Annotated in this window: 29 protein-coding genes; 8 read left to right on the top strand and 21 right to left on the bottom strand. The window is 62.8% G+C overall.

The window, feature by feature from the left end; translation table 11 throughout:
• Positions 1-117: 117 nt before the first annotated feature.
• From lon to CQ050_RS15240, 5 genes are all read right to left on the bottom strand, one after another.
• The gene (gene lon, locus CQ050_RS15260) at positions 118-2,568 is read right to left on the bottom strand and encodes an endopeptidase La (protein WP_006225305.1); all 2,451 of its coding nucleotides are present in this window, start codon (positions 2,566-2,568) and stop codon (positions 118-120) included.
• A 206-nt stretch (positions 2,569-2,774) separates the two neighbouring features.
• Complete coding sequence (clpX, locus tag CQ050_RS15255) at positions 2,775-4,073, bottom strand: ATP-dependent Clp protease ATP-binding subunit ClpX (RefSeq protein ID WP_105557679.1); 1,299 nt, start codon at positions 4,071-4,073, stop codon at positions 2,775-2,777.
• Between the two features lie 101 nt (positions 4,074-4,174).
• Positions 4,175-4,828: an ATP-dependent Clp endopeptidase proteolytic subunit ClpP gene (gene clpP, locus CQ050_RS15250; protein WP_105557678.1), complete on the bottom strand. Its 654-nt coding sequence runs from the start codon at positions 4,826-4,828 to the stop codon at positions 4,175-4,177.
• A 4-nt stretch (positions 4,829-4,832) separates the two neighbouring features.
• Positions 4,833-6,143, bottom strand: a complete 1,311-nt coding sequence (tig, locus tag CQ050_RS15245) for a trigger factor (RefSeq protein WP_105557677.1) — start codon at positions 6,141-6,143, stop codon at positions 4,833-4,835.
• A 165-nt stretch (positions 6,144-6,308) separates the two neighbouring features.
• Positions 6,309-7,064, bottom strand: coding sequence for a M48 family metalloprotease (locus CQ050_RS15240; protein ID WP_105557676.1), 756 nt, complete (start codon positions 7,062-7,064; stop codon positions 6,309-6,311).
• 263 nt (positions 7,065-7,327) lie between these two features.
• Here CQ050_RS15240 and CQ050_RS15235 point away from each other — a divergent pair, with 263 nt between their 5' ends.
• Positions 7,328-7,873 (top strand): TIGR00645 family protein, encoded by a 546-nt coding sequence (locus CQ050_RS15235; RefSeq protein ID WP_105557675.1) that lies wholly within the window; start codon positions 7,328-7,330, stop codon positions 7,871-7,873.
• A 93-nt stretch (positions 7,874-7,966) separates the two neighbouring features.
• Here the strand turns inward: CQ050_RS15235 and CQ050_RS15230 are convergent, their stop codons facing one another.
• The 5 genes from CQ050_RS15230 to CQ050_RS15205 all read right to left on the bottom strand — a co-directional run bounded on the left by CQ050_RS15230 (position 7,967) and on the right by CQ050_RS15205 (position 10,589).
• Entirely contained in the window at positions 7,967-8,173 is a 207-nt protein-coding gene (locus CQ050_RS15230; RefSeq protein ID WP_006225311.1) for a cold-shock protein, read from the bottom strand.
• Between the two features lie 353 nt (positions 8,174-8,526).
• Positions 8,527-9,090, bottom strand: coding sequence for a DUF924 family protein (locus tag CQ050_RS15220; RefSeq protein WP_105557673.1), 564 nt, complete (start codon positions 9,088-9,090; stop codon positions 8,527-8,529).
• Positions 9,091-9,200: 110 nt separating this feature from the next.
• Positions 9,201-9,404 (bottom strand): cold-shock protein, encoded by a 204-nt coding sequence (locus tag CQ050_RS15215; RefSeq protein WP_006220190.1) that lies wholly within the window; start codon positions 9,402-9,404, stop codon positions 9,201-9,203.
• 370 nt (positions 9,405-9,774) lie between these two features.
• Complete coding sequence (locus CQ050_RS15210) at positions 9,775-10,095, bottom strand: hypothetical protein (protein WP_105557672.1); 321 nt, start codon at positions 10,093-10,095, stop codon at positions 9,775-9,777.
• Between the two features lie 95 nt (positions 10,096-10,190).
• Complete coding sequence (locus CQ050_RS15205) at positions 10,191-10,589, bottom strand: hypothetical protein (protein WP_105557671.1); 399 nt, start codon at positions 10,587-10,589, stop codon at positions 10,191-10,193.
• 120 nt (positions 10,590-10,709) lie between these two features.
• On the opposite strand from CQ050_RS15205, the gene CQ050_RS15200 reads away from it, so the two are divergent.
• Positions 10,710-11,012 carry a DUF2513 domain-containing protein gene (locus CQ050_RS15200; RefSeq protein WP_105557789.1) on the top strand — a complete coding sequence of 101 codons (303 nt, stop codon included), beginning with the start codon at positions 10,710-10,712 and terminating at the stop codon, positions 11,010-11,012.
• 17 nt (positions 11,013-11,029) lie between these two features.
• On the opposite strand, the gene CQ050_RS15195 is transcribed toward CQ050_RS15200, so the two are convergent.
• Genes CQ050_RS15195 through CQ050_RS15185 form a run of 3 tightly spaced genes read right to left on the bottom strand, consistent with a single transcriptional unit; the run spans position 11,030 to position 12,936 of the window.
• Positions 11,030-11,302, bottom strand: a complete 273-nt coding sequence (locus CQ050_RS15195) for a hypothetical protein (protein WP_105557670.1) — start codon at positions 11,300-11,302, stop codon at positions 11,030-11,032.
• 51 nt (positions 11,303-11,353) lie between these two features.
• Positions 11,354-11,749: a RidA family protein gene (locus CQ050_RS15190; protein ID WP_105557669.1), complete on the bottom strand. Its 396-nt coding sequence runs from the start codon at positions 11,747-11,749 to the stop codon at positions 11,354-11,356.
• 38 nt (positions 11,750-11,787) lie between these two features.
• Complete coding sequence (locus CQ050_RS15185; RefSeq protein WP_233214075.1) at positions 11,788-12,936, bottom strand: DSD1 family PLP-dependent enzyme; 1,149 nt, start codon at positions 12,934-12,936, stop codon at positions 11,788-11,790.
• 128 nt (positions 12,937-13,064) lie between these two features.
• On the opposite strand from CQ050_RS15185, the gene CQ050_RS15180 reads away from it, so the two are divergent.
• Entirely contained in the window at positions 13,065-13,976 is a 912-nt protein-coding gene (locus CQ050_RS15180) for a LysR family transcriptional regulator (protein WP_105557667.1), read from the top strand.
• A 10-nt stretch (positions 13,977-13,986) separates the two neighbouring features.
• On the opposite strand, the gene CQ050_RS15175 is transcribed toward CQ050_RS15180, so the two are convergent.
• The gene (locus CQ050_RS15175; protein ID WP_105557666.1) at positions 13,987-14,385 is read right to left on the bottom strand and encodes a RidA family protein; all 399 of its coding nucleotides are present in this window, start codon (positions 14,383-14,385) and stop codon (positions 13,987-13,989) included.
• A 66-nt stretch (positions 14,386-14,451) separates the two neighbouring features.
• Complete coding sequence (locus CQ050_RS15170; RefSeq protein ID WP_105557665.1) at positions 14,452-15,642, bottom strand: MFS transporter; 1,191 nt, start codon at positions 15,640-15,642, stop codon at positions 14,452-14,454.
• A 94-nt stretch (positions 15,643-15,736) separates the two neighbouring features.
• Between CQ050_RS15170 and CQ050_RS15165 the strand changes: the two genes are divergently transcribed.
• The 3 genes from CQ050_RS15165 (at position 15,737) to CQ050_RS15155 (ending at position 18,269) form a co-directional block, all read left to right on the top strand.
• Positions 15,737-16,321: a TetR/AcrR family transcriptional regulator gene (locus CQ050_RS15165; RefSeq protein WP_105557664.1), complete on the top strand. Its 585-nt coding sequence runs from the start codon at positions 15,737-15,739 to the stop codon at positions 16,319-16,321.
• Positions 16,322-16,413: 92 nt separating this feature from the next.
• A complete protein-coding gene (locus CQ050_RS15160; protein WP_105557663.1) occupies positions 16,414-17,847 on the top strand; it encodes an MFS transporter in 1,434 nt (477 codons plus the stop codon).
• A 113-nt stretch (positions 17,848-17,960) separates the two neighbouring features.
• On the top strand, positions 17,961-18,269 hold the full coding sequence (locus CQ050_RS15155) for a hypothetical protein (RefSeq protein ID WP_105557662.1): 309 nt from the start codon (positions 17,961-17,963) through the stop codon (positions 18,267-18,269).
• 7 nt (positions 18,270-18,276) lie between these two features.
• Here CQ050_RS15155 and CQ050_RS15150 read toward each other — a convergent pair whose 3' ends face one another.
• Together CQ050_RS15150 and CQ050_RS15145 are read right to left on the bottom strand one after the other, a co-directional pair.
• On the bottom strand, positions 18,277-18,534 hold the full coding sequence (locus tag CQ050_RS15150; RefSeq protein ID WP_105557661.1) for a hypothetical protein: 258 nt from the start codon (positions 18,532-18,534) through the stop codon (positions 18,277-18,279).
• A gap of 168 nt (positions 18,535-18,702) precedes the next feature.
• The gene (locus CQ050_RS15145; RefSeq protein WP_369868340.1) at positions 18,703-20,343 is read right to left on the bottom strand and encodes an intermembrane transport protein PqiB; all 1,641 of its coding nucleotides are present in this window, start codon (positions 20,341-20,343) and stop codon (positions 18,703-18,705) included.
• A gap of 172 nt (positions 20,344-20,515) precedes the next feature.
• Here CQ050_RS15145 and CQ050_RS15140 point away from each other — a divergent pair, with 172 nt between their 5' ends.
• Positions 20,516-21,010: a GNAT family N-acetyltransferase gene (locus CQ050_RS15140; RefSeq protein WP_105557788.1), complete on the top strand. Its 495-nt coding sequence runs from the start codon at positions 20,516-20,518 to the stop codon at positions 21,008-21,010.
• Here CQ050_RS15140 and CQ050_RS15135 read toward each other — a convergent pair.
• A complete protein-coding gene (locus CQ050_RS15135; RefSeq protein ID WP_105557659.1) occupies positions 21,007-21,315 on the bottom strand; it encodes a carbohydrate isomerase in 309 nt (102 codons plus the stop codon). The genes CQ050_RS15140 and CQ050_RS15135 overlap by 4 nt on opposite strands.
• A gap of 66 nt (positions 21,316-21,381) precedes the next feature.
• Complete coding sequence (kdsA, locus tag CQ050_RS15130; RefSeq protein WP_105557658.1) at positions 21,382-22,239, bottom strand: 3-deoxy-8-phosphooctulonate synthase; 858 nt, start codon at positions 22,237-22,239, stop codon at positions 21,382-21,384.
• A gap of 259 nt (positions 22,240-22,498) precedes the next feature.
• Between kdsA and CQ050_RS15125 the strand changes: the two genes are divergently transcribed.
• A complete protein-coding gene (locus CQ050_RS15125) occupies positions 22,499-23,716 on the top strand; it encodes a hypothetical protein (RefSeq protein ID WP_105557657.1) in 1,218 nt (405 codons plus the stop codon).
• Between the two features lie 11 nt (positions 23,717-23,727).
• Here the strand turns inward: CQ050_RS15125 and aqpZ are convergent, their stop codons facing one another.
• Positions 23,728-24,441, bottom strand: a complete 714-nt coding sequence (gene aqpZ / locus CQ050_RS15120; RefSeq protein WP_105557656.1) for an aquaporin Z — start codon at positions 24,439-24,441, stop codon at positions 23,728-23,730.
• Positions 24,442-24,636: 195 nt separating this feature from the next.
• Positions 24,637-25,029 (bottom strand): VOC family protein, encoded by a 393-nt coding sequence (locus CQ050_RS15115; RefSeq protein WP_105557655.1) that lies wholly within the window; start codon positions 25,027-25,029, stop codon positions 24,637-24,639.
• Between the last annotated feature and the right edge of the window lie 38 nt (positions 25,030-25,067).

Raw genomic sequence — 25,067 nt, 5'->3', positions numbered from 1 at the left:
CAAGGCCTCCGCGGCCTGGCGTTCAACCCTCGTTGAACGCCAAATCCCAAAGAAAAACCCCGCTTCAGCGGGGTTTTTCATGGGCGCCCTCTTTCAAGGGCGCCAGGGCTGTCGTGATCAGTGCTTCAGCACCGGATCAGTCGAACCCGGCTCGGCCGGCTTGGCCACCAGCGGTTCCTTGACGGCCTCTTCCTCAGCCAGAGGCTCAGGCAAACGCTCCAAGGCCAGTTCCAGCACCTTGTCGATCCAGCGGACCGGCACGATCTCAAGGTGGTTCTTGACGTTATCCGGGATTTCCGCCAAGTCCTTGACGTTTTCTTCCGGGATCAAGACCGTCTTGATGCCGCCACGGTGTGCGGCCAGCAGCTTTTCCTTCAGACCGCCGATCGGCAGCACTTCGCCGCGCAGCGTGATCTCGCCGGTCATGGCGACATCGGCGCGCACCGGGATGCGAGACAACGCCGACACCATGGCCGTGGTGATCGCGATACCTGCGGACGGACCGTCCTTGGGCGTCGCGCCTTCCGGCACGTGCACGTGCATGTCGTGCTTTTCAAAAACGCTGTCGGCAAAACCCAGACGGCGAGCACGCGAACGCACCACCGTACGTGCCGCTTCGACCGACTCCTTCATCACATCGCCGAGCGAACCCGTGCGCTGGATGACGCCCTTGCCGGGCATGTCCGCGACTTCGATCGTCAGCAGATCGCCGCCGACTTCGGTCCAGGCCAGACCCGTCACCTGACCGATCTGGTTTTCCTTTTCGGCCATGCCGAAGGTGTAGCGGCGCACGCCCAGGTAGTCGCTCAGGTTTTCACCCGTGACATTGACCGGCTTGACCTCAAAGGTCTTGCCTTCAGCCTTGGCGCGGTCGGTCTGCGTCAGCAATTGCTTGATGACCTTGCGGCAGATCTTGCCCACTTCGCGTTCGAGCGCACGCACACCAGCTTCGCGGGTGTAGTAGCGCACGATGTCGCGCAGCGCGGAATCGTCCACCGTCAGTTCGCTGTCCTTCACGCCGTTGTTCTTCATCAGCTTGGGCAGCAGATGGTCGCGGCCGATATGGATCTTTTCCTCTTCCGTGTAACCGGACAGGCGGATGACTTCCATGCGGTCGAGCAGCGCCGGCGGAATATTCAGCGTATTGCTGGTGGCCACGAACATGACGTCGGACAAGTCGAAGTCGACTTCGATGTAGTGGTCCTGGAACGTATGGTTCTGTTCCGGATCCAGCACTTCAAGCAACGCCGACGAGGGATCGCCACGGAAATCCATGCCCAGCTTGTCGATTTCATCAAGCAGGAACAACGGATTGCGCACGCCGACCTTCGACATGTTCTGGACGATCTTGCCCGGCATCGAGCCGATGTAGGTCCGGCGATGGCCACGGATCTCGGCCTCGTCGCGGACGCCGCCCAGCGCCATGCGCACGAACTTGCGGTTCGTCGCCTTGGCGATGGACTGGCCCAGCGAGGTCTTACCCACGCCCGGAGGTCCAACCAGGCACAGGATCGGGGCCTTTACCTTGTCCACGCGCTGTTGCACGGCAAGATATTCCAGGATGCGTTCCTTGACCTTTTCCAGACCGTAGTGGTCGTTGTCCAGCACCGTCTCGGCGTTGGCGATCGAGTTGTTGATCTTGCTCTTCTTTCTCCAGGGGAGGTTGATGAGCGTGTCGATGTAATTGCGCACCACGGTGGCTTCGGCCGACATGGGCGACATGAGCTTGAGCTTCTTGAGCTCGGCATCGGCCTTCTTACGCGCCTCTTTGGGCATGTGGGCAGCGATGATCTTCTTTTCAAGCTCTTCGATGTCCGCGCCCTCTTCGCCTTCGCCCAACTCCTTCTGAATGGCCTTGACCTGCTCATTCAGGTAGTAGTCGCGTTGGCTTTTTTCCATCTGCTTCTTCACACGGCCACGAATCCGCTTCTCGACCTGGAGGATGTCGATTTCGGTTTCAAGCTGGGTAAGCAGACCTTCAAGGCGCTCGGAGGTGCCGACGATCTCGAGCATCTTCTGCTTTTGCTCGAGCTTCAGCGGAAGATGCGCGGCGATCGTGTCGGCCAGGCGTCCGGCATCATCGATGCCAGCCAGCGAGGTCAGGATCTCCGGGGGGATCTTCTTGTTGAGCTTTACGTACTGTTCGAACTGGGCAACGATCGCGCGGCGCAGGGCCTCGGTTTCGGAACCTTGCATGGCGTCCGGCTCGATCGGCGTCACCTGGCAGGTGAAGTGCGAATCGGCGTCTTCGATGCTGTTGATGCGGGCACGCTGGGTGCCTTCGACCAGCACTTTGACAGTGCCGTCGGGCAGCTTGAGCATCTGCAGGATGCCGGCTACGCAGCCGATCTCGTAGACGTCTTCAGGGGTGGGGTCATCCTTGCCGGCGGACTTTTGGGCCACGAGCATGATGCTTTTGCCCGCTTCCATCGCAACCTCGAGCGCGCGAATAGAGCGCGGACGGCCGACGAACAGCGGGATGACCATGTGCGGAAACACCACGACATCGCGAAGTGGGAGCAGGGGCAGGTCGATCGGGTCGGAAGGCAGGGTCTGGCTGGCAGACATAGGAGGTTCCTCGGTATGACTCGGCGTATCGGGGACAGGAGGCCCGGGTATACCCCGAGCTATCCACGTCAGTTACGTCTGTTATGGGAACAATAGCCGAAAATTCAAGATCCCGGCGGCCTGATAAACGAAAGGCAAAAAAAAATGCCCCTGAGGGCCGCCAGGAAGGAAAAAAACCCGTTACAGGAACGGGTTTTTTTGAAATATCAGGCTGCAGCGTCGCGGACTTCTCCGCGATCCGGCTTTTCCGTTTCGCCGGCTTCGTCGGCGTAGATCAGCAGGGGCTTGCCTTCACCTTCGATGGCGCCTTCGTCAACCACGACACGTTTGACGTTGCCTTGGGAAGGCAACTCGTACATGGTGTCGAGCAGCGTCTGTTCGATGATCGAACGCAGGCCACGGGCGCCGGTCTTGCGCTTGAGCGCCTTGCGAGCGATAGCCTTCAATGCGGCAGGCCGCAGGTCCAGCTCGGCACCTTCCATGGCGAACAGCTTCTGGAATTGCTTGAGCAAGGCGTTCTTGGGCTCGGTCAGAATCTGCACCAGGGCCGCTTCGTCCAGTTCGTCCAGCGTGGCGACGACGGGCAGGCGGCCGACCAGTTCAGGAATCAGGCCGAACTTGATCAGATCTTCAGGCTCGACTTCCGAGAACAGTTCGCCCACGCCGCGTTCGGACTTGGCGCGCACGGACGCCGAGAAACCGATGCCCGATTTCTCGGTACGGTCGCGGATGACCTTCTCCAGCCCATCGAAAGCGCCGCCGACGATGAACAGGATGTTCGTCGTGTCGACCTGGACAAAGTCCTGGTTGGGATGCTTGCGCCCGCCTTGCGGGGGCACCGAGGCAACCGTGCCTTCGATCAGCTTCAGCAAGGCCTGCTGCACGCCCTCGCCCGACACGTCGCGGGTAATGGACGGGTTATCGGACTTGCGGGAAATCTTGTCGATTTCGTCGATGTAGATAATGGCGCGTTGCGCCTTCTCGACTTCGTAGTTGCAGTTCTGCAGCAACTTTTGAATGATGTTCTCGACGTCTTCGCCCACGTAGCCGGCTTCGGTCAACGTGGTGGCGTCAGCCATGACGAAGGGCACATTCAGCATGCGCGCCAGCGTCTGGGCCAAAAGCGTCTTGCCCGACCCGGTGGGGCCGATCAGCATGATGTTGCTCTTGGAGAGCTCGACTTCGTCACCCTTGATCTCGCCGTGACGAATGCGCTTGTAATGGTTGTAGACCGCCACTGCCAGCATGCGCTTGGGCGAATTTTGCCCGATCACGTACTGGTCCAGGAACGTCTTGATCTCGGCCGGAGTAGGCAGTTCGGAACGAATAGCCGCGCGCGCGGTCGCTTGCGCTTCCTCGCGGATGATGTCGTTGCACAGGTCTATGCATTCATCGCAGATGAATACCGACGGACCCGCGATCAGCTTGCGGACTTCATGCTGGCTTTTATTGCAAAACGAGCAATGCAGCACTTTTGCGTCTGCCGATCCCTTTTTTTCAGGCATATTTGTTTCGTATCTCAGGTAAAGATGCGCCAGACCGGATAAGGGTCCAGCGCATGCGCTTACTCAAACTTGATGGCAGCGGGTTCGGATCAACCGGGAAGTCAGCCTTCCGAGCGGGAGGTCATCACCTTGTCCACCAATCCATACGATACCGCATCTTCGGCGGACATGAAGTTGTCACGTTCCGTGTCCAGGCCGATGCGTTCAATCGACTGGCCGGTGTTGTCGGCCAGGATCCGGTTCAGGCGTTCGCGCAGGTCCAGGATCTCGCGAGCCTGGATCTGGATGTCCGATGCCTGGCCCTGGGCGCCGCCCGACGGCTGATGGATCATGATCCGCGAGTTGGGCAGCGTGAAACGCTTGCCCTTCTTGCCAGCCGCCAGAAGGAACGCGCCCATGCTGGCCGCCAGGCCGGTGCACAGCGTCGATACGTCCGGCTTGATGAACTGCATGGTGTCAAAAATGGCCATTCCCGCATACACCGACCCGCCGGGCGAGTTGATGTACAGGGAAATGTCCTTGTCAGGATTCTCCGATTCCAGGAACAGCAACTGCGCCACAACCAGATTGGCCGTTGCGTCGTTGACCGGACCCACCAGGAAAATGAGCCGTTCGCGGAGCAGACGCGAATAGATGTCGTAGGCGCGTTCGCCGCGCCCCGACTGCTCGATAACCATGGGAATGTAGCCCAGGCCGGTGGGGGTCACCGAAGACCCGCCATTCATTGCCGCATAGAAATCGGTGAATCTCTGCATAGTGTTACGCCATCCCCATCAACTGATCGAAAGGCACCTTTTCGTCGGTGACCTTAGCCTTTTCCAGCACGTGCGCGACAACGTTGTCTTCGAGCACGATAGCCTCGATTTCAGCACGACGCTGGCGGTCTGCCAGGTAATAGCTGACAACCTGAGCGGGTTGTTCGTAGTTTTCCGCGAATTCTTCAATGCGCGCACGAACTTGCTCGGGCTTGGCTTGCAACTGGGCTTGCTTGACCAGTTCCGACACCAGCAGGCCCAGGCGGACACGGCGTTCGGATTCGGTCGAGAAAGCTTCAGCCGGGATCGGCACGGACTCGGCGTTGGGGATGCCACGCTGCTTGAGCTCTTCGCGAGCAGCGGCGACACGGCCTTGAACGTCGTTGTCGACCAGGGCCTTCGGCACGTCGAACTTGCCCGCTTCGACCAGGGCGTCCATGACGCTGGACTTGGTGCGGCCAGCCGAACGGACCTTGACTTCGCGCTCGATGTTGCTGCGGATGTCGGCCTTCAGCTTTTCGATGTCGCCTTCGGCCTGGCCGAGCGACTTGGCGAATTCGCCGTTCAGTTCGGGCAGCACGCCTTCAGCCACTTCCTTGACGGTAATGGTGAATTCGGCGGTCTTGCCGGCGACTTCGACGCCTTGGTAGTCGTCAGGGAACTTCAGTTCGAAGACCTTGGTTTCGCCAGCCTTCAGGCCGCGGGCGGCTTCTTCGAATTCCGGCAGCATGCGGCCTTGGCCGAGCACGAACGGGAAGTCTTCGGCCTTGCCGCCTTCGAACGGCACGCCGTCGATGGTGCCGGCGAAGTCCAGCGTGACGCGGTCGCCGTCTTGCGAGGCGCGGCCTTCACGGGCTTCGAACGTGGCGCGCTGCTTGCGCAGGACGTCCAGGGTTTGTTGGACTTCGGCGTCGGTGACGGCGGTGTCGAAACGGGTGACGGCCAAGGACGACAGGTCCGGCACGACGACTTCAGGGTAGACCTCGAACGTGGCGGTGAACGCCAGCGTGTCGTCGGTGACGCCTTCGGTCTTGGGTTCCAGGTTCGGGGCACCAGCGACGCGCAGCTTGGCGCCGTCGATGGCTTGTTCGAACGCACGGCCAACTTGGCTATTGATCACGTCGTAGCGGATGCCGGGGCCATGGCTGCGCTCGAGCATGGCGAGCGGAGCTTTACCCGGGCGGAAGCCGGGGACCTTGGCGGTGCGAGCCACGCGCTTCAATTGCGCCTGGACTTCCTTTTCGACGTCGGCCACCGAGACGGCCAGATCAACACGGCGCTCCAGGCCGGAGAGGGTTTCAACCACAGGCTGCATTAAAAGACCTATTTTCCGAGAGATGAGATTACGGGCGGATAAACGCGCCATTTTACCGGAAACTTCCGGAACCCTGACGCAAAGGGGCGCGAGCCCCGGATTTGCCCGGATGCTCGCGCCCCGTTTTCCACCCGAAAAGGGAGGGAGAACGCCTTTTCGACGTCTTTATTTAGCCTTGGCGATGCGATCTTCGATGTGCTGAGCGCGCTTGGCCGAGGACGGGTGCGAGCTCATCATATCGCTCTTGCCGCCATCCAGCTCGGCCAGCTTCTGGAATGCCGTCACCAGACCACGGGTATTGAGCTTCTTGGCCTGCAATTGGTCGAACGAGTAGTCGTCGGCGTCGCTTTCCTGCGATTGCGAGAATTGCGCATTGATGAACTTCTCGGTCAGGTCGCCCAGTTGCGAGGAATTCAGGGCTGCGACCGTGGCGCCGCCAGCGGCGCCCGCCGCGTCACGCGCCGCCGACACCGTGTAGGCCGTCTGCATGGCCTTCTTGGTGTGGCCAAGCGCCACGTGGCCGATTTCGTGGCCCACCACGCCCAGCACTTCGTCGTCGGTCATCATGTCCATCAGGCCGCTGTAGACGCGGATGCAGCCGTTGGCCATCGCCCAGGCGTTGACGTCCTTGGTGATGTAGACCTTGTAGTTGGCCTTTTGGCCATTGACCGTGCCGCCCAGGGACTTGGCGATCTTCTGCAGGCGGGCGTCGTACTTGCTGCCTGGCGCGGCGATTTTTTCCTGCGAATCGCTTTGCGCGCAAGCCTTGTCCGACAGGGTCTTGATTTCAGCGTCGCTCAGGGTGGCAGCTTGCACGACCTTGCTGCCGGCGCCCACCAGGCCGCCGATATCGAAGGCATGCGATGCGGAATAAGGGGCAAGCGCAACGGTCAACGCGGCAACGGTGTAGCGGATCTTCATGGAACAAACTCCTCTTGACTGGCTCTATGCGAGTGAGGCGGCAATTCTATCCATGCCGAAAGCGCACAAAGCGTTTCGCCACAGAGTTTCGCAAATGGCAGTTTCGCTTACACAATTGCCCAGCAAACCGCGCGCAAGCGTGGTAACGCGGTGCCTTCACTGTCATCCAGAGGTCATAAAAAACTGATGCCTGGCGTGGCCGGGCATTGATAGAATTGCCGCCGCACTTTTCATTGCCCCACCACACATGGCTCGCACCCAACATGAATAACACTCCCCCTCCCCGCCTAGGCCTGCTGCCCAGCCTGATCTTCAGCTCGCGCTGGCTGCAACTGCCCCTGTACCTTGGGCTGATCGTCGCGCAAGGCGTCTACGTCATGCTCTTCCTGAAAGAGTTGTGGCACCTGGTGACGCACGCCAACAGCTTTGGCGAAATGGAAATCATGTTGCTGGTGCTGGGGCTGATCGACGTCGTCATGATCTCGAACCTGCTGGTCATGGTGATCGTGGGCGGCTACGAGACCTTCGTGTCCCGTCTGCGCCTGCAGAACCATCCGGACCAGCCTGAATGGCTAAGCCACGTGAACGCCAGCGTGCTCAAGGTGAAACTGGCGATGGCCATCATCGGCATCTCGTCGATCCATCTGCTGCGCACCTTCATCGAGGCCGGCACGATCGGTACGCCCAACGCGCGCTTCACCGAAGCGGGCGTCATGTGGCAGACGATCATCCACGCGTTGTTCATCCTGTCGGCGCTGGGGATCGCGCTGGTGGACAAGTTGTCGACGACCGCTCCGCAAAAGCACTAAAAATTCCGCAAAAAAAGCCCCCATGCATTGCGCATGGGGGCTTTTTTATGGGCCGAACACCGGGGACTTGCCCGGCGCGCTACCCGGAAAACATCAGGCCGCGACCTTGATGTTCTTGGCGCTCGGGCCCTTGGGGCCGGTACCGACCTCGAAGGTGACGCGCTGGTTTTCCTGCAGCGACTTATACCCTTCGCTGCGGATTTCGGAGTAATGGGCGAAAAGGTCTTTGCTGCCGTCGTCGGGCATGATGAAGCCATAACCCTTTTCGGCGTTGAACCACTTAACGATGCCGGTTGCCATGGAGTGTCCTTGAACCTAGAAAGTGCGATTGCTCGCGGGGCGCCAGATCATCAAGGATGGGAGAGGAAGCAACCGCAGCACCACTGACGGCGACAAGTTAACGCAGACCGCGTCGCTTGAAAATCTCGCTGAACCCAGTGTATTGGCGAACCCCGAAAAACGTCAAATATGCGAATGGTGGACGCGGTATGCCGGCACGAACCGGTGCCGAAGAACGGGTGTCGAAGACACAGCGATGCCGACACCCCAAACGCGTCATGCCAAAGAAGATTTTCACCTTGCTATAAACGGATACATCCCGGCATTGGCCACGCGAGGGGTGGTACTGGCCGCGTCCTCCCCTGCTGGACGCCTTAGCCCGAAAAGCCGCCGGCCTCCAGGAACTCCTGCTCGGCTTGCGTCGTCTGGCGGCCCAGCGCTGCGTTGCGATGCGGGAAGCGGCCGAAACGCTTGATGATGTCGCGGTGCAGCACCGCCCAGCGCAGCGAATCCGCGTCCAGGTGTTCCATCAGCGAAACGCCGCGGTTCTGCGTCACTAGGCTTTCCGCATGCTCGAACGGCAGGTAGAAAAATTGGCGCAGCCGCGGATCGACGGCAAGGTCGTGGCCGGAAGCGATTGCGCGTTCCGCGAAGTACTGGGCCAAGGCATCGGTGGCGAACATGTGCGCCGTGCCTCGGAACGCATTCCGGGGGAACTGATCCAGCAGGATCATCAGCGCCAAGGCACCGTCCGCGTCTTCCAGCCAGTCGTCGAGCTGGCGCGAGGCAGCAGCCCAATGCGCAGCTTCAAAACGCTGGCGGAAGTCAGCGTCGAACGTCTCGCTCTTGCTGAACCACGCCTGCGGCCCCGCATCCCTCCAGAACGCGACCACGTCTTGCGGCTGCACGGCGAGTGGTTTCTGGGAGGGGGAAGTCATGGCGGGATCCTGAGGGATGGAGAAGCGGCAACGCACCTGCGGCCGCCTCCAAGGATACCGCGCGAAAACAAAAAAAGCCCCCGAAGGGGCTTTTTTGAAAACTCAGACCTTTACAGGACCTGAATCTTCGTGGCTTGCGGGCCCTTGGGGCCATTGGCCGTCACAAAGCTGACGCGCTGGTTCTCTTCCAGAGACTTGAAGCCAGAACCCTGGATTTCGGAGAAGTGAGCGAACAGATCCTTACCACCCGCTTCCGGGGTGATGAAGCCATAGCCTTTTTCCGAATTGAACCACTTAACGACGCCGGTTTCCATACTGTATTTCCTAGAGATAATGGGCAAATGCCCGGAGGTCACGAATCAATCAAGGAGGGGACAGTAGAACAATAACGCTGAGCCGGAAAAGGCACGGCACTGAACGAAAATCGCAACGCTTGTGATCGTGTGCCGACACTATCGTTATGTTCCCCTCACAAGTCAACATAATCCTAAAAAATACGTGCCAATAATGCAACAAAGAGAAACTGCGTTGAAAATTTGCACGTTTTCATAGGCAAAACTTGTCCCTGCATAGGTGTAAACACCCATACATCATAAAAAAACAATCAAGGCTTATATAAATGCCGTCTAAACCCGTACACCCTTCATACGCCGTTCAGATAGGCACTTTGGTTTGCCGTCAGGCTTACTCGTCGATAGGTAAACCCAACAAATCGAGTGCCGCGCCGAAAGCATCGGAACCCGAGCAAAGGAAAACCGCCACGTCGCCGGGATTCATATTTTCCAGGACTTGGTCGATTTGTTCTTGCGCATTATCAACATTGTCGACATTTGAAGCGTGTATATCCGCTCCAGCCTCGACTTTTTGGATGGGAACGATGTCCGCGATCGCATTGAGATCGGTTACGCCCACCACGACATAGACGCTGATGGACTCGCCATCAATCGTCGTGAGCAGCTCGACGCCGCCCGTCACGTCGGCAAGGTGCCGACTTACTATTTCCATGTTCAATCTTCCTTGATCAGCGGGCGGGGCCCGCTTGAGCGCACGCACCGTCAAGGTGCAATCTCACGCTCAGGCGCGACTATAACAGCCTTATGCTAATGCTTCTTGACATTCGGTCCCAGGGACTGCCGGGCAGCGCCGGACGTGGCGGCGACGCTACGGCAACGCACCCCGGCTTCGGCCAGGACGCGGATCAGCGGCTTCTGGGCCGCCAGGAAGGCATCCTTCTCGTCGCCGGTCAGCTTGCAGATGAACATCTGGGCCAGCAGCTGGGTGCGGCGCGCGCGTCGGTTGCCGGCTTCTTCGGCCAGCCACGAGCCGATCCAGGCGGCGGCGGCCTCGGCGTCGCCCTGCTGCTTGACATGCCCCAGCAGGTCATAGACCGTCACGCCGGCGATCTGGTCGTCTTCGCCGCGCGAAAGAAAGAGCTTGGCGGCCTGGCCCGAGTAGCCGGGGATCAGCGCGAGGCAATCGCGTTCAGCGGGTTTCTTCATAGCGTTCTGTGTGTTTCGTTATCGAGAACCCTGGACTGTAACCCGGGCTTGCGCACTGTCGCATCGACGCCACGGAACTCTGCTATTGTCGGCCTACCCATTTTCAATACGGTGAACATCATGCAACGCGATTTCGATCTGGTCGTCACGATTCTGGGCGCCCTGCGCGACGCGCCTGGCCCCAACTTGAGCACGCACGACATCAAGAACGCCGCGCTGGCCCCGCATCCCGAAGAACAGGGTTTGCAGACCATCGCGCATCATCTGGACCTGCTGTCTGATGCCGGCCTGGTCAAGCAAGTGAGCGAAACGGCAGCCAGCGCCGCCGCGACCCGTTGGCGCATTACCTGGAAGGGTTACGACGCCCTGGAGCAGGACGAGGACGACGAAGAAGACGCCGAAGAATTCGACGCCGAAGAGTAAGCAGCAACGCGGCAGGCTCAGCGGCGCTGCAGGATGCGCCGCGTGAGCAAGGATGCCGCGGTGCCGATCACCAGGCTGAACATGAAAGCGGCGATCGACAGCATCGCCGACAAGTCACTGAAGCCACCGTGGCGCGACAGCAGGAAAACGGCCACGAAGACCGCTGCGGCCAACGCGACGACCCCTGCCAGCACCTGTTTGACCGAACGCAGACGGCCACAAAGCGAGCCGCCAACCAGCGCGGCCGCCACCATCGCGGCCATGGACCAGAACAGATATTCGTACTGCATGCGAACGTTCTCCCCCGAAGGCATTGAGGCGTCCGCATTATAGGCGCCGGATCAGCTCGGGGCGGCCACCGCGACCACGCTGATTTCGACCAGCGCGCCGTAATGCAGTCCGCGCGTGGGCACCACTGCTCGCGCCGGCCGATGATCACCAAAGACGCGTTCGTAGACCCGGTTGACCTCGTCCCACAACCCGATGTCCGGGATATACACCGTGACGCTGGCAACCGTGGACAGCGATGCGCCGGCAGCCGTCAGGATGGCCTTCACGCTGCGCAAGGCCTCTTCGGTCTGGGCGGAGGCCCCAGCCGCCAACTGCGGCTTGGCGCTGGCCTGCGCGGGCGCCAGGAAGCCCAGTTGACCGGATACGAAGACAAAGCCGTTCGCTCGAACGGCCTGCGAGTAGTGCCCGGCGGGCGGCGTGGCGTCGGCGGTATTGATCAATTCCATGGTCGATTTCCTGTTGATACGGAGAGGATGGCGAAGGCTTACCAGCCGCGGAAGCGTTCCCAGCGGGCCGCCACGCCAGGCTCGCCCGGCCGCACGACTTGATAGGCGTCGTGCTGCGCGCAAGTGGCGCACGCGTGGTTCGGCACGATACGCAACTTTGTCCCCAGCGGAAGATCGGGCAGACGCGCGCCGCTTCCGGCGCGCACCGTGATGATGCCCTGCTCCTGGTTGGTTTCAGCCAGCAACAGGTCGGGATAGACCTTGCCGTCGACGTCGCAAACCAGGCCGTACAGTTGGTCCACCGGTTGCTTGGCGGTGCCTCGGTCGCGCGACATGGCCATCCAGCCGGCGTCGACGAGGATCCAGCCCTTGTCAGCCTGGTGGCCGATGACAGTCGTCAGCACGGAGACGGCGATGTCGTCGACCGAGCATACGCCCAACCCCGCCATCACCAGGTCGAAGAAGACGTAGACGCCCGCGCGCACTTCGGTCACGCCATCGAGGTGACGGGCGAAGTGGGCGGTGGGCGTCGAGCCGACACTGACGACGGGGCACGGCAGGCCTGCCTGGCGGATTGCGTCGGCGCAGCTGACGGCGGCCCAACGCTCTTGTTCGGCCATGTCGGCGATCGCCTCGGCGCTGCGGCAGCCGTAGGACTCGCCGGCGTGCGTCATGACCCCGCGCAGGCAGCCTGCGGCATGCAGCACGCGCGCGATCGACAGCAGATGCCCATGATCGCCAGGCTGCACCCCGGCGCGATGCCCGTCGCAATCAATCTCGATCAGCGTGGGCACGGGGCGGCCCGCGGCCTTGGCGGCGACGGCCTGGGCGGCCTCGACGCTGTCCACCACCACGGTCAGGTCCACGCCTTTCTCGCGCAGGGCCAGCACGCGGTCGAGCTTCGAGGGCGACACGCCGACGGCATAGAGCAGATCGGTGACCCCTGCCGCGGCAAATTGCTCGGCCTCTTGCAGGGTGGAAACGGCAGCCGGCCCCTGCGGGCTGGTCATCACCCGGCGCGCCACGTCGATGGATTTAGGCGTCTTCAAATGCGGCCGCAACTGCACGCCATGGCCGGCCATCAGCGCATTGAGGCGCTGGATGTTGCGCGTCATGCGGGTTTCGTCCAGCAACAAGCAAGGGGTATCCAGAGAATCCATGGGCGTGGATGGGCGGGGAATAGTCATCGGGGCGGTCTCGGCAGGTCGGATCGGATGGACGCCAGGCGAGCCCCGCGTCCCGTTGCAAGCAGTATGGCGCGCCGAGGCCCTTGCGTGTTTAATACGAACTTAACCTTCAATTAATACATATCTAAATGATCACCACCGACGACCTGCGCTTTTTCATGAGCCTGGCGGCCACGCCCTCGTTGGCGCAGGCCGCACGCGCCCTGGATGTGACGCCCCCTGCCGTCACGCAGCGGCTGAACGCACTGGAAAAGCGTCTGGGCGTCAGGCTGGTCAACCGGTCGGGGCGCGGCACTGTACTGACCGACGAAGGCCGGCTGCTTGCCTTGCGAGCCGGACAGATCTGCGGAGAACTGGGCGATCTGGCCGATGAGCTGGCCGGACGGCGCGGCGTCGTGGCCGGCCATCTGCGCGTGGTCGCGCCGCTGGGTTTCGGCCAGCGCTATGTGGCCGCGCTGGTGGCGGGTTTCCGAAAAAGCAGCGAAGACATCACCGCCAGCCTGACGCTGTCCGACGGACCGCCGCGGCTGGCCACCGACAACTGGGATGTGATGGTGCATATCGGCGAATTGCGCGATTCCACGCTGGTGGCCTACCCGCTGGCGCCCAACCGCCGCATTCTGTGCGCGTCGCCCGCCTACCTGGCCCGGCGCGGCGCGCCCGCCAAGCCGGAAGACCTGCGCGACCATGACTGCATTGCCTTGCGCGAAAACGACGAGGACGTGACCTTGTGGCGTTTCAAGCGCGGCCGCGGACCGGCGGTCGGCGTGCGCATCGCGCCCGTGCTATCCAGCAACACGGGCGCGGCCGCGGTGGCGTGGGCGCTGGCCGGGCACGGCATCGTCGCGCGGTCGGAATGGGATGTGGCCGAATACGTGAAGGCCCGGTCGCTGGTGCCGGTGCTGGCCAGCTGGAACCTGCCCGACGCCAATGTGGTGGCGCTGGTGAAGTCGCGCCAGGACCTATCCGCCCGCACCTCGGGCTTTTTGGCTCATCTGCGCGAAGCGTTCGCCACCACGCCCTGGCGCGACAAAAACTGAATCGCCTTGCTTAGTCCAGCATCGCTTCCGCTTCGATCTCGACCAGCCATTCAGGCAGAGACAGCCCGCTGACGATGATCCACGAGGACGGCGGAGGGTCTACCGGAAAACGGTCGCGCAGGGCCTGCGCGATCAATTCCTGATCTTCGCGCGCCGTCTCGCAGATGTAGATGCGCAGCATGATCACTTGCGCCAGCGTGCCGCCCGCCGCGGCCAGGACGCGCTGGATGTTGTCCAGCGCGGCCTCGGTCTGCTCTTGCAGGCCCGGCCCCACCGTGCGTTCGTTGATATCGACGCCAACCTGGCCCGACAGCAGCATCCTGCGCTGCCCCGTCACGATGACGGCCTGGCTGAATCCGTATTGGACGGTGTTGAAAACGGTGTCGGGATTGACGACGGTTCTAGACATGAAATGCTCCTGTAGGCGGCGCGCCCCGCAGCGCGCCGGAACCGCCATTCTATCGAGCCGCCCTTGTCAGGACGGGATGCGCTCTTGCACGCCTGCCCGCGCGCCCTGCAAGGAGACGAGCAGCACAATCGCGCCCGCGACGACCGCCGTCCAGAATCCCGCCCTCACGCCGTAGTGATCGACCACCCAACCCGCCATCGCGGCACCGGCAGCCACGCCCGCGCCCAAGCCCGTCACCAGCCAGGTCAGCCCTTCGGTCAAGCGCCGCCCCGGGACACTGCTTTCGACCAGCGCCATGGCGATGATCATGGTGGGAGCAAAGGACAGTCCGGCCAACAGCACGCCCAGCGAAAGCGTGAGCAGGTCGTTCACCAGCAGCAACGGCAGGGTCGTGAAGGCCGTGACTGCCGCGGCGATGGAGAGCATCCGCGCAAGCGGCATCTGGAATTTCAGCACACCAAACACCAGCCCCGCCACGCAAGAACCCAAGGCATAGGCGGACAGGATCAAGCTGGCGGCCGCTGGCACGCCCTGCGCGCGGGCGAAGGCGACACTAAGCACATCGATCGTGCCGACGATCACGCCCATGGCCGACATCATGGCGACCAGCGAACGCATGGGAGGCATGCGCAGGACCGAGGCCTCGCGACCGGCTTGCCTGACTTCCACGGCAGGCGCGGTGGCTCGCTGCAGGACGAACGCCGTCACCCCCACCGCCAACAGCAACGCCGCAGTCAACGGGGCCGCCTGCGGAAACAGCGCCACGCTGAGGCCCACCGCAATGGGCGGCCCGACGATGAAGCTAAGTTCATCGGCGACGGATTCCAACGCATAAGCGGTGCGCAACTGGGGTTGGTCGCGGTAGATTTCCGTCCAGCGCGCGCGAATCATCGCGGGCATGCTGGGCAAGGCGCCTGCCAACGCGGCGAAGACGAACAGCGCCCAATCCGGCGCGCCCCACTGCACGCAGGCCGCCAGGCCGATCAGCGCCAGCACGCAAATGCCCGCCGCCACCGGGAGCACCCGCCCCTGTCCATGCCGGTCCACCAAGCGCGAAATGCGCGGGGCAAGCAACGCCGTGGCCAAGGCAAACGTGGCGGCGACCCCGCCCGCCAATGCGTACGCGCCGCGCACCTCGGACAGCATCGTGATGATGCCGATGCCGATCATCGGCAAGGGCAGGCGCGCGATCGCGCCGGCCAACACGAAACCCGTGGCGCCGGGCGCCTTGAACAACTCACGATACGGATTGGACACCGATAACCTTTTGAATCTGCTAGACGGCGAGATCGTATTCACATACATTGCGTATGTCAATTAACATACGCGCCGTATGTCACTGGAGAACCGCATGCCGCGTTCGCGCGCCGAGATGATCGAAGCCACCCGGGCCAAACTGCTGGCGACCGCCCGCCGCGCCTTTCAGCACACAGGGTACGCCGCCACGTCCATGGACGATCTGACCGCTTCCGCAGGGCTGACGCGAGGGGCTTTGTATCACCATTTCGGTCACAAAAAGGGCTTGTTGGCCGCGGTCGTTGAACAAATCGATGGTGAGGTGGACCAGCGACTCAATGCCATTTCAGCGCACGCGGCGGACCCGTGGGACGCGTTTCGAGGGCGCTGCCGTTCTTACCTGCAGATGGCGACGGAGCCCGAAATCCGCCGCATCGTGCTCCAGGACGGGCGCGCAGTGTTGGGGCCGGCGTCCGAGGCGGCGCAACAGCAGTGCATCACGTCACTTGCCGCGTTGCTGCAGCGCTTGATGGCGGGGCGGATCATCGACGACGCGGACCCGCACGCCCTTGCCCGGCTGGTCAACGGCAGCCTGACCGACAGCGCGTTCTGGATCGCCGACGCCCCCGATGACACGCCGCGCCTGGAGCAAGCCTTGCAGGCATTGGAGTTGTTGCTGCGCGGCCTGCTACGCCAATAAGACCTCACGGGTCGCCCACGTTCGGTTGTGGATACCGTGCGATGTGCGTATTATCAAAGCCATAACTTGTTTAAATAACTTTGGAGCCCGTGGTGGCCATCAGCACAACCCCTGATTCGAGCGCTTCCTGGGCCGACCTGCTGCATGGCGCCAACGCGCTGCGCTCGATTGCGCTGGCCGGCGGTGTGGCGCTGCATGCCATCAACGTCTATATCGTCACCACCATTCTGCCCAGCGTCATCCGGGACATCGGCGGCCTGGAGTACTACGCCTGGAACACGACCCTGTTCGTCGTGACGTCCATCATCGGGTCGGCCCTGTCGGCCAAATTGATCGAAACCTTCGGCCCGCGCGCCGCCTATCTGCTGGCCGTGGCGATTTTCACCGGCGGCGCGGTGACCTGCGCCCTGGCGCCGACCATGCCGATGCTGCTGGCCGGCCGCAGCATCCAGGGCTTGGGCGGCGGCATCCTGTTCGCCTTGAGCTATGCGCTGATCCGATTGGTGTTCGACGCGCCACTCTGGTCGCGCGCCATGGCGCTAGTGTCGGGCATGTGGGGCGTGGCCACGCTGTGCGGACCCGCGATCGGCGGCATCTTCGCCCAGGCCGGCCACTGGCGGCTGGCGTTCTGGGCCTTGCTGCCCGTTGCCGCGGCGCTGGCGTTGATCGTGGCGTTCAAGGTTGGCGGCCGGTCTTCGGTGCCCCCTGCCCCGCGCTCGACGTTGCCGCTGGGCACGCTCGCGCTGCTGGTGGCTTCCGTGGCGGCCGTGACGTTGGCCAGCCTGTCGACGAACCTGGGCTGGAACCTGGCCGGGATCGCGGGGGGCCTGGCCCTTGCCATGCTGATCGCCCGGGTAGACTCGCGCGCCAAGCGGCGCCTGCTACCCACGGGCGCCTATTCAATGCGCGCGCCGCTGGGCGCGTTGTATGCCCTGATGTGCCTGGTGGTGGCCGCCATCACGACCGAAATCTTCGTGCCGTACTTCCTTCAAGTGATCCACCGGTTGTCGCCGCTGGCCGCGGGCTATATGACGGCGGCGATGGCGGCAGGCTGGACGTTGGCCGCCATGCCCAGTTCCACGCGCACGGGCACGGCCGCCGATCGCCTGGTGCGCGCAAGCCCCGCCGTAATTCTGGCGTCGCTGATCGCCCTGGCCATCATGACGCCGCAGACCGGCATGTTGTCGTCGCCGTGGGGCCTGGCGGCGTACATCGTCGCGCTGGCGGGCGTGGGTTTCGGCATCGGGCTGGCGTGGCCGCATCTGCTGACCCGGATATTCAACGCTGCGCCCAAAGGCGAAGAAACGCTGACATCGTCATCGATCACCACCGTGCAGCTCTACGCGTCGGCCGTGACCGCCGCCTTGGCAGGGGTCGTCACCAATAGCGCGGGCTTGGCGGACCCCGGGGGCATCGAGGGCGCACAGCACGCGGCGCGATGGCTATTCGCAGCCTTCGCCCTCGCGCCCGCCTTGGCGTTGCTGCTGCTTGCCCGCGTCACGCACGGCGCCGCAGGCAAAGCCTGAACCCGCCCGGTACTGGCGAATCTTCGAACATGCGGGCTGGAATCCGCCAAACGCGGTATGGAACGTCAAGCAGGTCTTTGCTACGCTGACGACACCTGAACAGGGTGACGTCCATGAGCACCAAGATCCGACTGCTTTGCGTTCAACCTTCCTCGCTTTCGGCGCGTTTCGCCTTCATCGCGATCGCCTTCAGATGGTCGATCGGCGCCACGCCACGGCCCTCGCGCCTGATGATCGGGCCGCACGAATTGGAGCCTGTCGGTACCGAATCCGCCTTCTGGCAATTCGCGCTGCGCCATGCCCTGCTGGGTCAGTCGTTTTTAGTGACGCGCGGCAACCACTGGGACGTGGGGGCTTCGGTGGATGGTGACGAAGTGCGAGCGTTCGGTCGCAAATTCACCCTTAGCCAGTGTTTGTATTGACGTCCCGCTAGACGCCGAATCCGCGCTTGCGGTGGAATGCGGCCAATTCCTCGGCCGTCCAGCGCTGCCGCGCCTCTTCCTGACAGCAGGTGCGAAAGACCAGTGCGCCAACTTCCAGGAAACGTCTGACATCCGCATCCGAGAGTTTGGCCTGCACTTGCAACAGGCAATCCGCATAGGCCGAGAGTATGCCGTCCCAACCGTCGATCTTGCCCGGCGCAACGGGCTGCGAGATCATGCGCACCATCATTTCGTTATGGTCCATGCAATTGTCCCCACTCCGATACCCCGCCGGCGCCCATCATCCAGCGGCCGGTCGTCGTGCGCTTGCAGCAAGTAACGTACCCGGGCCCGTCCCAGCATGCCCGCGGGCCCACGGCCGACATTGCGGCAAGCGTTCTACTTCGAATGAAGAAAATACCGCACGCACAGGCTACCGGCTGGGCGGCGCATCGCGCGCCCGGCCCTTGAGCAACGCTTCCGGATTCACCTGCAGGTAATCGGCCAGCTCACGCAGCGATCGGGCGGCCCTGGCCAATTCACGCAATGCGGTGTCTGTGTTCTGGGGCAAGGAGGAATCCGGCGCCACCAGACCGCCAACCGCCGCCAGCGATCGGTTGGCCTGCCGCAGCAAGGCCTGTGCCTCGGGCGCTAACTGCGTGTCCATCCGCTTGACCAGACGCGATGCCGCGCGTAGCGCCCCGCTCAGCTCGGCCCCGATCGCGTCGAAGGGCACGCGGTCGAGTTTGGTCACGATGTTGCTGAGCTGCTGCTGCAATTGATCCAGGTTGTTCGGCACGGTCGGGATGAAGGGCTCGTCCTCCATCTTGAACGTCACCGGCTTGGCGTTCGGGAATTCGACCATTGCCACATACAACTGGCCGGTCAGCAGGTTGCCGATGCGCAGCTGCGCGCGCGTGCCGCGCTTGACCAGCGCCGCCAGCAGCTTGCCGCTGGGATGGTGCAGATCGGTGCCGGCGTATTCCTTGATCTCGCGGACCGTCTCGCCACCCAGGCGTTCGGGATAGAGCGTGGCCGAAACCACCGCATAGAACTGCTGGATGGTCCGGTCGAAATCCAGTCTGATCCCGTCCACCTTGCCGATCGTCACGCCATAGGCATCGATGGGCGCGCCCGCCACCAGGCCGCGCACCGACTGGTCGAAGCGCATCCGGATGCGCAGCGGCACGCCATCGGGCTCGGCGCGCGCCGCCTCTTCGTTGGGATAGATGACAAACGTCGCATCAGCCGCTGCCGCCGGATGGCTGCGTTGTTCCTGCGTATCGAACGCCACCCCGCCGACGATCACCGACAGCAACGACTGCGACCTCATCCGCAGGCCGCGTGCATCGACGCTGAAATCCACGCCGCTGGCATTCCAGAAGCGCGTGCCCGCGTTGACATAGGCATCGTTAGGGGCGTCGACGAAAACCTGCACATCCACGCCTTCGCCGCCCTTGGACAACCGGTACCCCACCACCTGGCCCACGGCGATGCGGCGGTAGTAAACGGGCGACCCGATATCCAGCGACCCAAGGTCGCGGGCATGCAGCGTGAAGCGTTTGCCGGCGCGGTCCTGAGCGACCTCGGGCGGTACTTCCAAGCCGGTGAATTCGTACTGGCTCTTCGCGCGCGGAGCGTCCTTGCCATGGTGTCCCGCCGGGTCCAGGCCGATATAGGAACCCGACAGCAGCGTGCCCAAGCCGGACACCCCGCTTAGCGTCAGGCGCGGCCTGACGACCCAGAACACCGTGCCCTCCTGCAACATGCTGCCGGCGTCTTTTTCAAGGCGCACCGTCACGTCCACGCCTGAACGCTCCGGATTCAGGGCCAGGCGTTCGACGAGCCCGACGGCAAGTTCCTTGTAGCGCACCTGCGTCTTGCCGGCCTCCAGCCCTTCGGCAGTCTGGAAATGGATGACGGCCGTGGGTCCCGCGTTCAGCCAGACCTGCAGCACCAGCAGCAATCCGCCCAGCGCCGCGACGATGGGCACGAGCCAGATCCAGGAGAGTCGCCGCCGCTTGGGCGGCACGGGCGATAGCGTTTCACCAGCGGCAGAACCAGACTCAGCCATAGAGGACATCCCCATTGTGTACACGTCCGGACGCGAGGGCGGATTCCTCCGCCAGGGTCGCGCCGCGCTCCACCCGGCGCAAGTGGGGGGATTCCCGGTGACCCAACCCGCGGGTGCCTGCAAACCCGCGCATTAGCGGGTAGCATGGCCGTCCCATTTGGAGGAAGTCAACGTGAATATCACCATCCGTCCCGCCACACTCTCGGATGCGGCCCAAATCTACGCTTTCATCACCGAACTGGCCGTTTACGAGCGCGCCGCGCACGAAGTGATCGCCAGCGCCGATGACGTCGCCCGCACCTTATTCGCCCACCAAGCTCCGGCCAAGGCGTTGATGTGCCTGGCGGACGGCAAGGCCATCGGCTACGCCGTCTATTTCTACAGCTATTCGACCTGGCTGGGCAAGAACGGTATCTATCTGGAAGATTTGTACATCACGCCCGACCATCGCGGCATCGGCGCCGGGCGCGATCTGCTACGCCATTTGGCGCAGGAAGCCGTCGCCAACGATTGCGGACGGCTGGAATGGAGCGTGCTGGACTGGAACAAGCCGGCCATCGACTTCTACCGGTCGATCGGCGCGTTGCCGATGGATGAATGGGTGCGCTACCGCCTGACCGACGATGCGCTGCGCGCCTTTGCCGAAGGCCGCCGCGCCGCCGCCTAGAACTCGGGCAGATCGAACAGTGTATGCAGCGTGGAACTGGGCACGGGCACGGACGCGAGATGCTCACGTCCGCCGTCGTCGACAAGCACCCGCACCGGGCGCAATGCCACGCGGGTGCCTTCCACGCTGAAGGCGGTTTCCACATCCCCGCCGTCCTTGATGACTTCAATGACTTCGGATGCCGCTGCGGTCACGGGTTCCGTGACCCAGCCGGGTACGCCGCGCTCGGCCTGGCCCCAACGCACGTAGGCGATATGCCCGCTGACGGGTTCTTTTCGAACGGCGACGATCACATGCAAAGACATCCAGGCCTCCCTAAAGTGTGGCCTGGATCGTATAACAAGTTGACGTAGTCGGGATGACAGACGACGTCACGGCTCGATGTCGATGGGGGCAAAGGATTTCACCAGGTCATCCAGCTGCTTGAGCTGGGTCAGGAACGGCTCCAGCTTGTCCAGCGGCAAGGCGCTGGGGCCGTCGCACTTGGCATTCTTGGGGTCGGGATGCGCTTCCAGGAACAGGCCGGCCAGGCCCACTGCCATGCCGGCGCGCGCCAGTTCGGCCACCTGCTCGCGGCGCCCTCCCGACGCGGCGTCCAACGCCGAGCGCTGCTGCAACGCGTGCGTCACGTCGAAAATCAGCGGGCGGTTGCCCGTCACCTTTTTCATCACGCCGAAACCCAGCATGTCCACGACCAGGTTGTCGTAACCGAAGCTGGTGCCGCGGTCGCAGAGGATCAACTTGTCGTTGCCGGCCTCGGTGAATTTCTCGACGATATTCAGCATCTGGGTCGGGCTAAGAAACTGGGGTTTCTTGATGTTGACCACGCGCTGCGTTTGCGCCAGGGCCACCACCAGGTCCGTCTGCCGCGCCAAAAACGCGGGCAGTTGCAGGATGTCGGCCACTTCGGCCACCGGCGCGGCCTGCCAGGGCTCATGCACGTCGGTGATGACCGGCACGCCAAACTCTTTCTTGACCGCCTCGAAGATCTTCATGCCCTCTTCCAGACCCGGGCCACGGTAAGAGTGGATGGACGAGCGGTTGGCTTTGTCGAACGACGCCTTGAATACGTACGGAATGCCCAGCTTGCGAGTTACGCGCTGGTATTCCTCGCAGGCGCGCAGGGCCAGATCCAGCGATTCCAGCACATTGATGCCGCCAAACAGCACAAAGGGGCGATCATTGGCGCAAGGGATCGACGGGGAAATAACGACTTCTGGGGCGGTCATGGTGAAGGAATCCTGTAGTGATAAAGCAGGTGACAGTGCGTAATGTACAACCTGCCCCGCCCGCTTTTCACCTTCCTCCGCGTATTCCCCGCCCTTGCTATACGGTCGGGCCCGCAATAGGCGGGGAAGCGCAAGCATTTCAAACTGAAGGATTCCCTGGCTGGGGCGTTATCGCTGGACGCCGTGGGGTTCACTGGCCACAATGACCCGTCGCGGGCCGCCGTCGCGCTGTCCGGCACTTGAATCAAAGGCGGGTTTCATGGGTTTTTTGGACTTTCTCTTCCGGCGCAAGCCCTCGCCGGACCAGTTCGCCAAGCTGTTCGTCGCCGCGGCGCGGCACGAAGGCTTCACGGACGCACTGACCTACAAAGCGGATGAATTCCGGCTGCTGCTGGGCGAAGGCTCGTACTTCAATCTGCACAATGCCTACCACGCCTATTGCAACACCCGGGGAGCCGAACAGACGCGTGCGCTGCGGGGCTTCGTATCGGCGCTGTCCAGCAGTACGCAGGGCACGCCGCAACAGGCTTCGGTCGCGCGGCCGATGCTCAGACCCGTGATCCGCGGCCGCAGCGCGCTGGAAGACGTGCGTTTGCACCACGTCCGCACGGAAGGCAACGATTCGGCATTCCATCCCGCCTTCCGTCCCTTTGGCGACGATTGCGTCGTGCTGCTGGCGCTGGACCATCCCGACGCCATCTCCACGCTGACCAATGGCCCCGAGGCCGCATGGGCGTTGACGTTCGAGCAGGCGCTGGCAATCTCGATCGACAACCTGCGCGACGCACCCGACCACTTTTCCGAGTTAACGCCTGGCGTCTTTCGCGGCGGTTGGGCGGACGGCTACGACATCAGCCGCGCCCTGCTTCCCGACATGCTTGAACGCGTGCCGGTGCGTGGCCGTCCCGTGTTCATGATGCCGACCCGCGACGTGCTGCTTGTTACCGGAGACAACGATGACGACGGGCTGATCGCCATGGTGGAATTCAGCCTGCAGGCATTGCACCAGGGGCGAGTCGTCAGCGCGCACATGTACCACTATGACGACCGCGGCCCCGTGCGCTATCGGCCCGCCAGCCCGGCCCTGGCGCATCGTCTGGCGCACCTGGCGCGCTTGCTGGACAAGTCGGAATACGACGCCCAGAAAGAAGCGTTGGACCATATCCATGAAGAACAAGGCATGGATATCTTCGTGGCCAACTACAACCTCTTCACGCAAGACGACGATCCCGCCACGTCGTTCTCGCTGGCGTCATGGACCCGAGGCGTGGACACGTCCTTGCCCAAGGTCGACAGGCTGGCGCTCGTGCGCCCGGACGCCGAAGACGAGATCGGCGAAGTCCGGGTGGTGTCGTGGGAACAGGCCGCGCATCTGCTGGAACCCCTGCTTTCCCAGGAAGCCGGCTATCCGGTCAGGTACCGCACGCGCGGCTTTCCGGCTGACGCGCAGTTGGCGCAACTGGACGAGATGCCCTAGCGCACCGCAGGCTAGCCCTTTTCCGCCGCCGGATCGCGGACCAGGCGATAGGCGATGGCGCCGATGATGGCGCCGGCGATCGGCGCGACCCAGAACAGCCACAGCTGCTCGATCGCCCATCCGCCCACGAACAACGCCGGCCCGGTCGAACGCGCCGGATTCACCGACGTGTTGGTGACAGGAATGCTGATCAGGTGGATCAACGTCAGCGCCAGGCCAATCGGAATGGCCGCAAAGCCGGCTGGCGCGCGCTTGGACGTGGCGCCAAGGATCACGAACAGAAAGCCGGCCGTCATCACCACTTCGGTTACCAGTGCGGACAGCAGCGAGTACTTGCCGGGCGAATAGGCGTCGTAGCCGTTAGCCGCAAAATGACTGCCCTTGAGATCGAAGCCCAGCTTGCCGCTGGCTATGCAAGCCAGCACCGCGGCCGCAACGATCGCCCCCAAGACCTGAGCGATCACGTAGGGCAGGATTTCCTTGGCGGGGAAACGTCCCCCCGCCACCAGACCGACGGTGACCGCCGGGTTGAAATGCCCGCCGGAAATGTGTCCCACCGCGAACGCCATCGTCAACACGGTCAGGCCGAACGCCAGCGCCACGCCCGCGAAACCGATACCCAACTCCGGAAATCCGGCCGCCAGCACGGCGGCGCCGCACCCTCCCAACACGAGCCAGAACGTGCCGAAAAATTCCGCGCCGCAACGCTTCGAAAGCGAATACATGTCAACTCTCCGAATAGAAAAGTCCAAGGTATCGCACAGCGAAGATCATGACTTTAAAGAACTGAAAATCTTGACAGTTCTTGTCCGGACCGGCGTCCGCGCTCTGGCATTCCTGACGGTAACGCCCCGGTTTGGATCCGGGGATCGTGCAGACGGACGATGCCGAAAAGCCGGGCTTTTCGCGCTAATCCCGAATTAGCCGTGCATGGGTGTGCACAGCTCCACGAGCGTGCCGTCGGGGCAGCGCAGATACGATACCACCTGGCCCCAGGGCTTTGCCGTCGGCGCGTTGAGTTCAGTGGCGCCCAGCGACACCGCACGGGCGTGCGCGGCGGCAACGTCGTCCGTCACGAACGCCACTTCCATGCCCAACGGTTTGGCGGAGGACGAGGCTTCGACGTGCCCGGTGCTGAAGTTCATCGCGCCCAATTCATGCGCGGCGAACGACAACGTGGTGTCGCCCGTGTCGAGTTCGCCGTAAGTCTGGGATTCGTGCAGAAACCGGCGCGGAAATCCGAAGGCGCGTTCGAAAAACGCCAGTGATGCCGCAACGTCCGGCACATAGACGATGGTGTATCCAAATTTCATTGATCTGCCTTTCAGTGAGTCAACGGGCCCCGCGACAT

The organism is Achromobacter sp. MYb9 (assembly GCF_002975275.1).
In the GTDB taxonomy this organism is placed as follows: Bacteria; Pseudomonadota; Gammaproteobacteria; order Burkholderiales; family Burkholderiaceae_B; genus Achromobacter.
The sequence above is the reverse complement of the archived record's forward strand: the minus strand, read 5'-3'. Positions and strand labels throughout refer to the sequence as shown.

Excerpts from the sequence above, each read along its gene's own strand:
- CQ050_RS15215 (WP_006220190.1), bottom strand. The coding sequence starts at position 9,404 with ATGGAAACCGGCGTCGTTAAGTGGTTCAATTCGGAAAAAGGCTATGGC.
- CQ050_RS15205 (WP_105557671.1), bottom strand. The coding sequence starts at position 10,589 with ATGAAGAAACCCGCTGAACGCGATTGCCTCGCGCTGATCCCCGGCTAC.
- CQ050_RS15185 (WP_233214075.1), bottom strand. The coding sequence starts at position 12,936 with ATGACTATTCCCCGCCCATCCACGCCCATGGATTCTCTGGATACCCCT.
- CQ050_RS15175 (WP_105557666.1), bottom strand. The coding sequence starts at position 14,385 with ATGTCTAGAACCGTCGTCAATCCCGACACCGTTTTCAACACCGTCCAA.
- CQ050_RS15150 (WP_105557661.1), bottom strand. The coding sequence starts at position 18,534 with ATGGACCATAACGAAATGATGGTGCGCATGATCTCGCAGCCCGTTGCG.
- lon (WP_006225305.1), bottom strand. The coding sequence starts at position 2,568 with ATGTCTGCCAGCCAGACCCTGCCTTCCGACCCGATCGACCTGCCCCTG.
- clpX (WP_105557679.1), bottom strand. The coding sequence starts at position 4,073 with ATGCCTGAAAAAAAGGGATCGGCAGACGCAAAAGTGCTGCATTGCTCG.
- CQ050_RS15230 (WP_006225311.1), bottom strand. The coding sequence starts at position 8,173 with ATGGCAACCGGCATCGTTAAGTGGTTCAACGCCGAAAAGGGTTATGGC.
- CQ050_RS15240 (WP_105557676.1), bottom strand. The coding sequence starts at position 7,064 with ATGAAGATCCGCTACACCGTTGCCGCGTTGACCGTTGCGCTTGCCCCT.
- CQ050_RS15235 (WP_105557675.1), top strand. The coding sequence starts at position 7,328 with ATGAATAACACTCCCCCTCCCCGCCTAGGCCTGCTGCCCAGCCTGATC.
- CQ050_RS15210 (WP_105557672.1), bottom strand. The coding sequence starts at position 10,095 with ATGGAAATAGTAAGTCGGCACCTTGCCGACGTGACGGGCGGCGTCGAG.
- aqpZ (WP_105557656.1), bottom strand. The coding sequence starts at position 24,441 with ATGTATTCGCTTTCGAAGCGTTGCGGCGCGGAATTTTTCGGCACGTTC.
- CQ050_RS15155 (WP_105557662.1), top strand. The coding sequence starts at position 17,961 with ATGAGCACCAAGATCCGACTGCTTTGCGTTCAACCTTCCTCGCTTTCG.
- CQ050_RS15220 (WP_105557673.1), bottom strand. The coding sequence starts at position 9,090 with ATGACTTCCCCCTCCCAGAAACCACTCGCCGTGCAGCCGCAAGACGTG.
- kdsA (WP_105557658.1), bottom strand. The coding sequence starts at position 22,239 with ATGACCGCCCCAGAAGTCGTTATTTCCCCGTCGATCCCTTGCGCCAAT.
- CQ050_RS15200 (WP_105557789.1), top strand. The coding sequence starts at position 10,710 with ATGCAACGCGATTTCGATCTGGTCGTCACGATTCTGGGCGCCCTGCGC.
- CQ050_RS15125 (WP_105557657.1), top strand. The coding sequence starts at position 22,499 with ATGGGTTTTTTGGACTTTCTCTTCCGGCGCAAGCCCTCGCCGGACCAG.
- tig (WP_105557677.1), bottom strand. The coding sequence starts at position 6,143 with ATGCAGCCTGTGGTTGAAACCCTCTCCGGCCTGGAGCGCCGTGTTGAT.
- CQ050_RS15145 (WP_369868340.1), bottom strand. The coding sequence starts at position 20,343 with ATGGCTGAGTCTGGTTCTGCCGCTGGTGAAACGCTATCGCCCGTGCCG.
- CQ050_RS15190 (WP_105557669.1), bottom strand. The coding sequence starts at position 11,749 with ATGGAATTGATCAATACCGCCGACGCCACGCCGCCCGCCGGGCACTAC.
- CQ050_RS15180 (WP_105557667.1), top strand. The coding sequence starts at position 13,065 with ATGATCACCACCGACGACCTGCGCTTTTTCATGAGCCTGGCGGCCACG.
- CQ050_RS15115 (WP_105557655.1), bottom strand. The coding sequence starts at position 25,029 with ATGAAATTTGGATACACCATCGTCTATGTGCCGGACGTTGCGGCATCA.
- clpP (WP_105557678.1), bottom strand. The coding sequence starts at position 4,828 with ATGCAGAGATTCACCGATTTCTATGCGGCAATGAATGGCGGGTCTTCG.
- CQ050_RS15195 (WP_105557670.1), bottom strand. The coding sequence starts at position 11,302 with ATGCAGTACGAATATCTGTTCTGGTCCATGGCCGCGATGGTGGCGGCC.
- CQ050_RS15135 (WP_105557659.1), bottom strand. The coding sequence starts at position 21,315 with ATGTCTTTGCATGTGATCGTCGCCGTTCGAAAAGAACCCGTCAGCGGG.
- CQ050_RS15165 (WP_105557664.1), top strand. The coding sequence starts at position 15,737 with ATGCCGCGTTCGCGCGCCGAGATGATCGAAGCCACCCGGGCCAAACTG.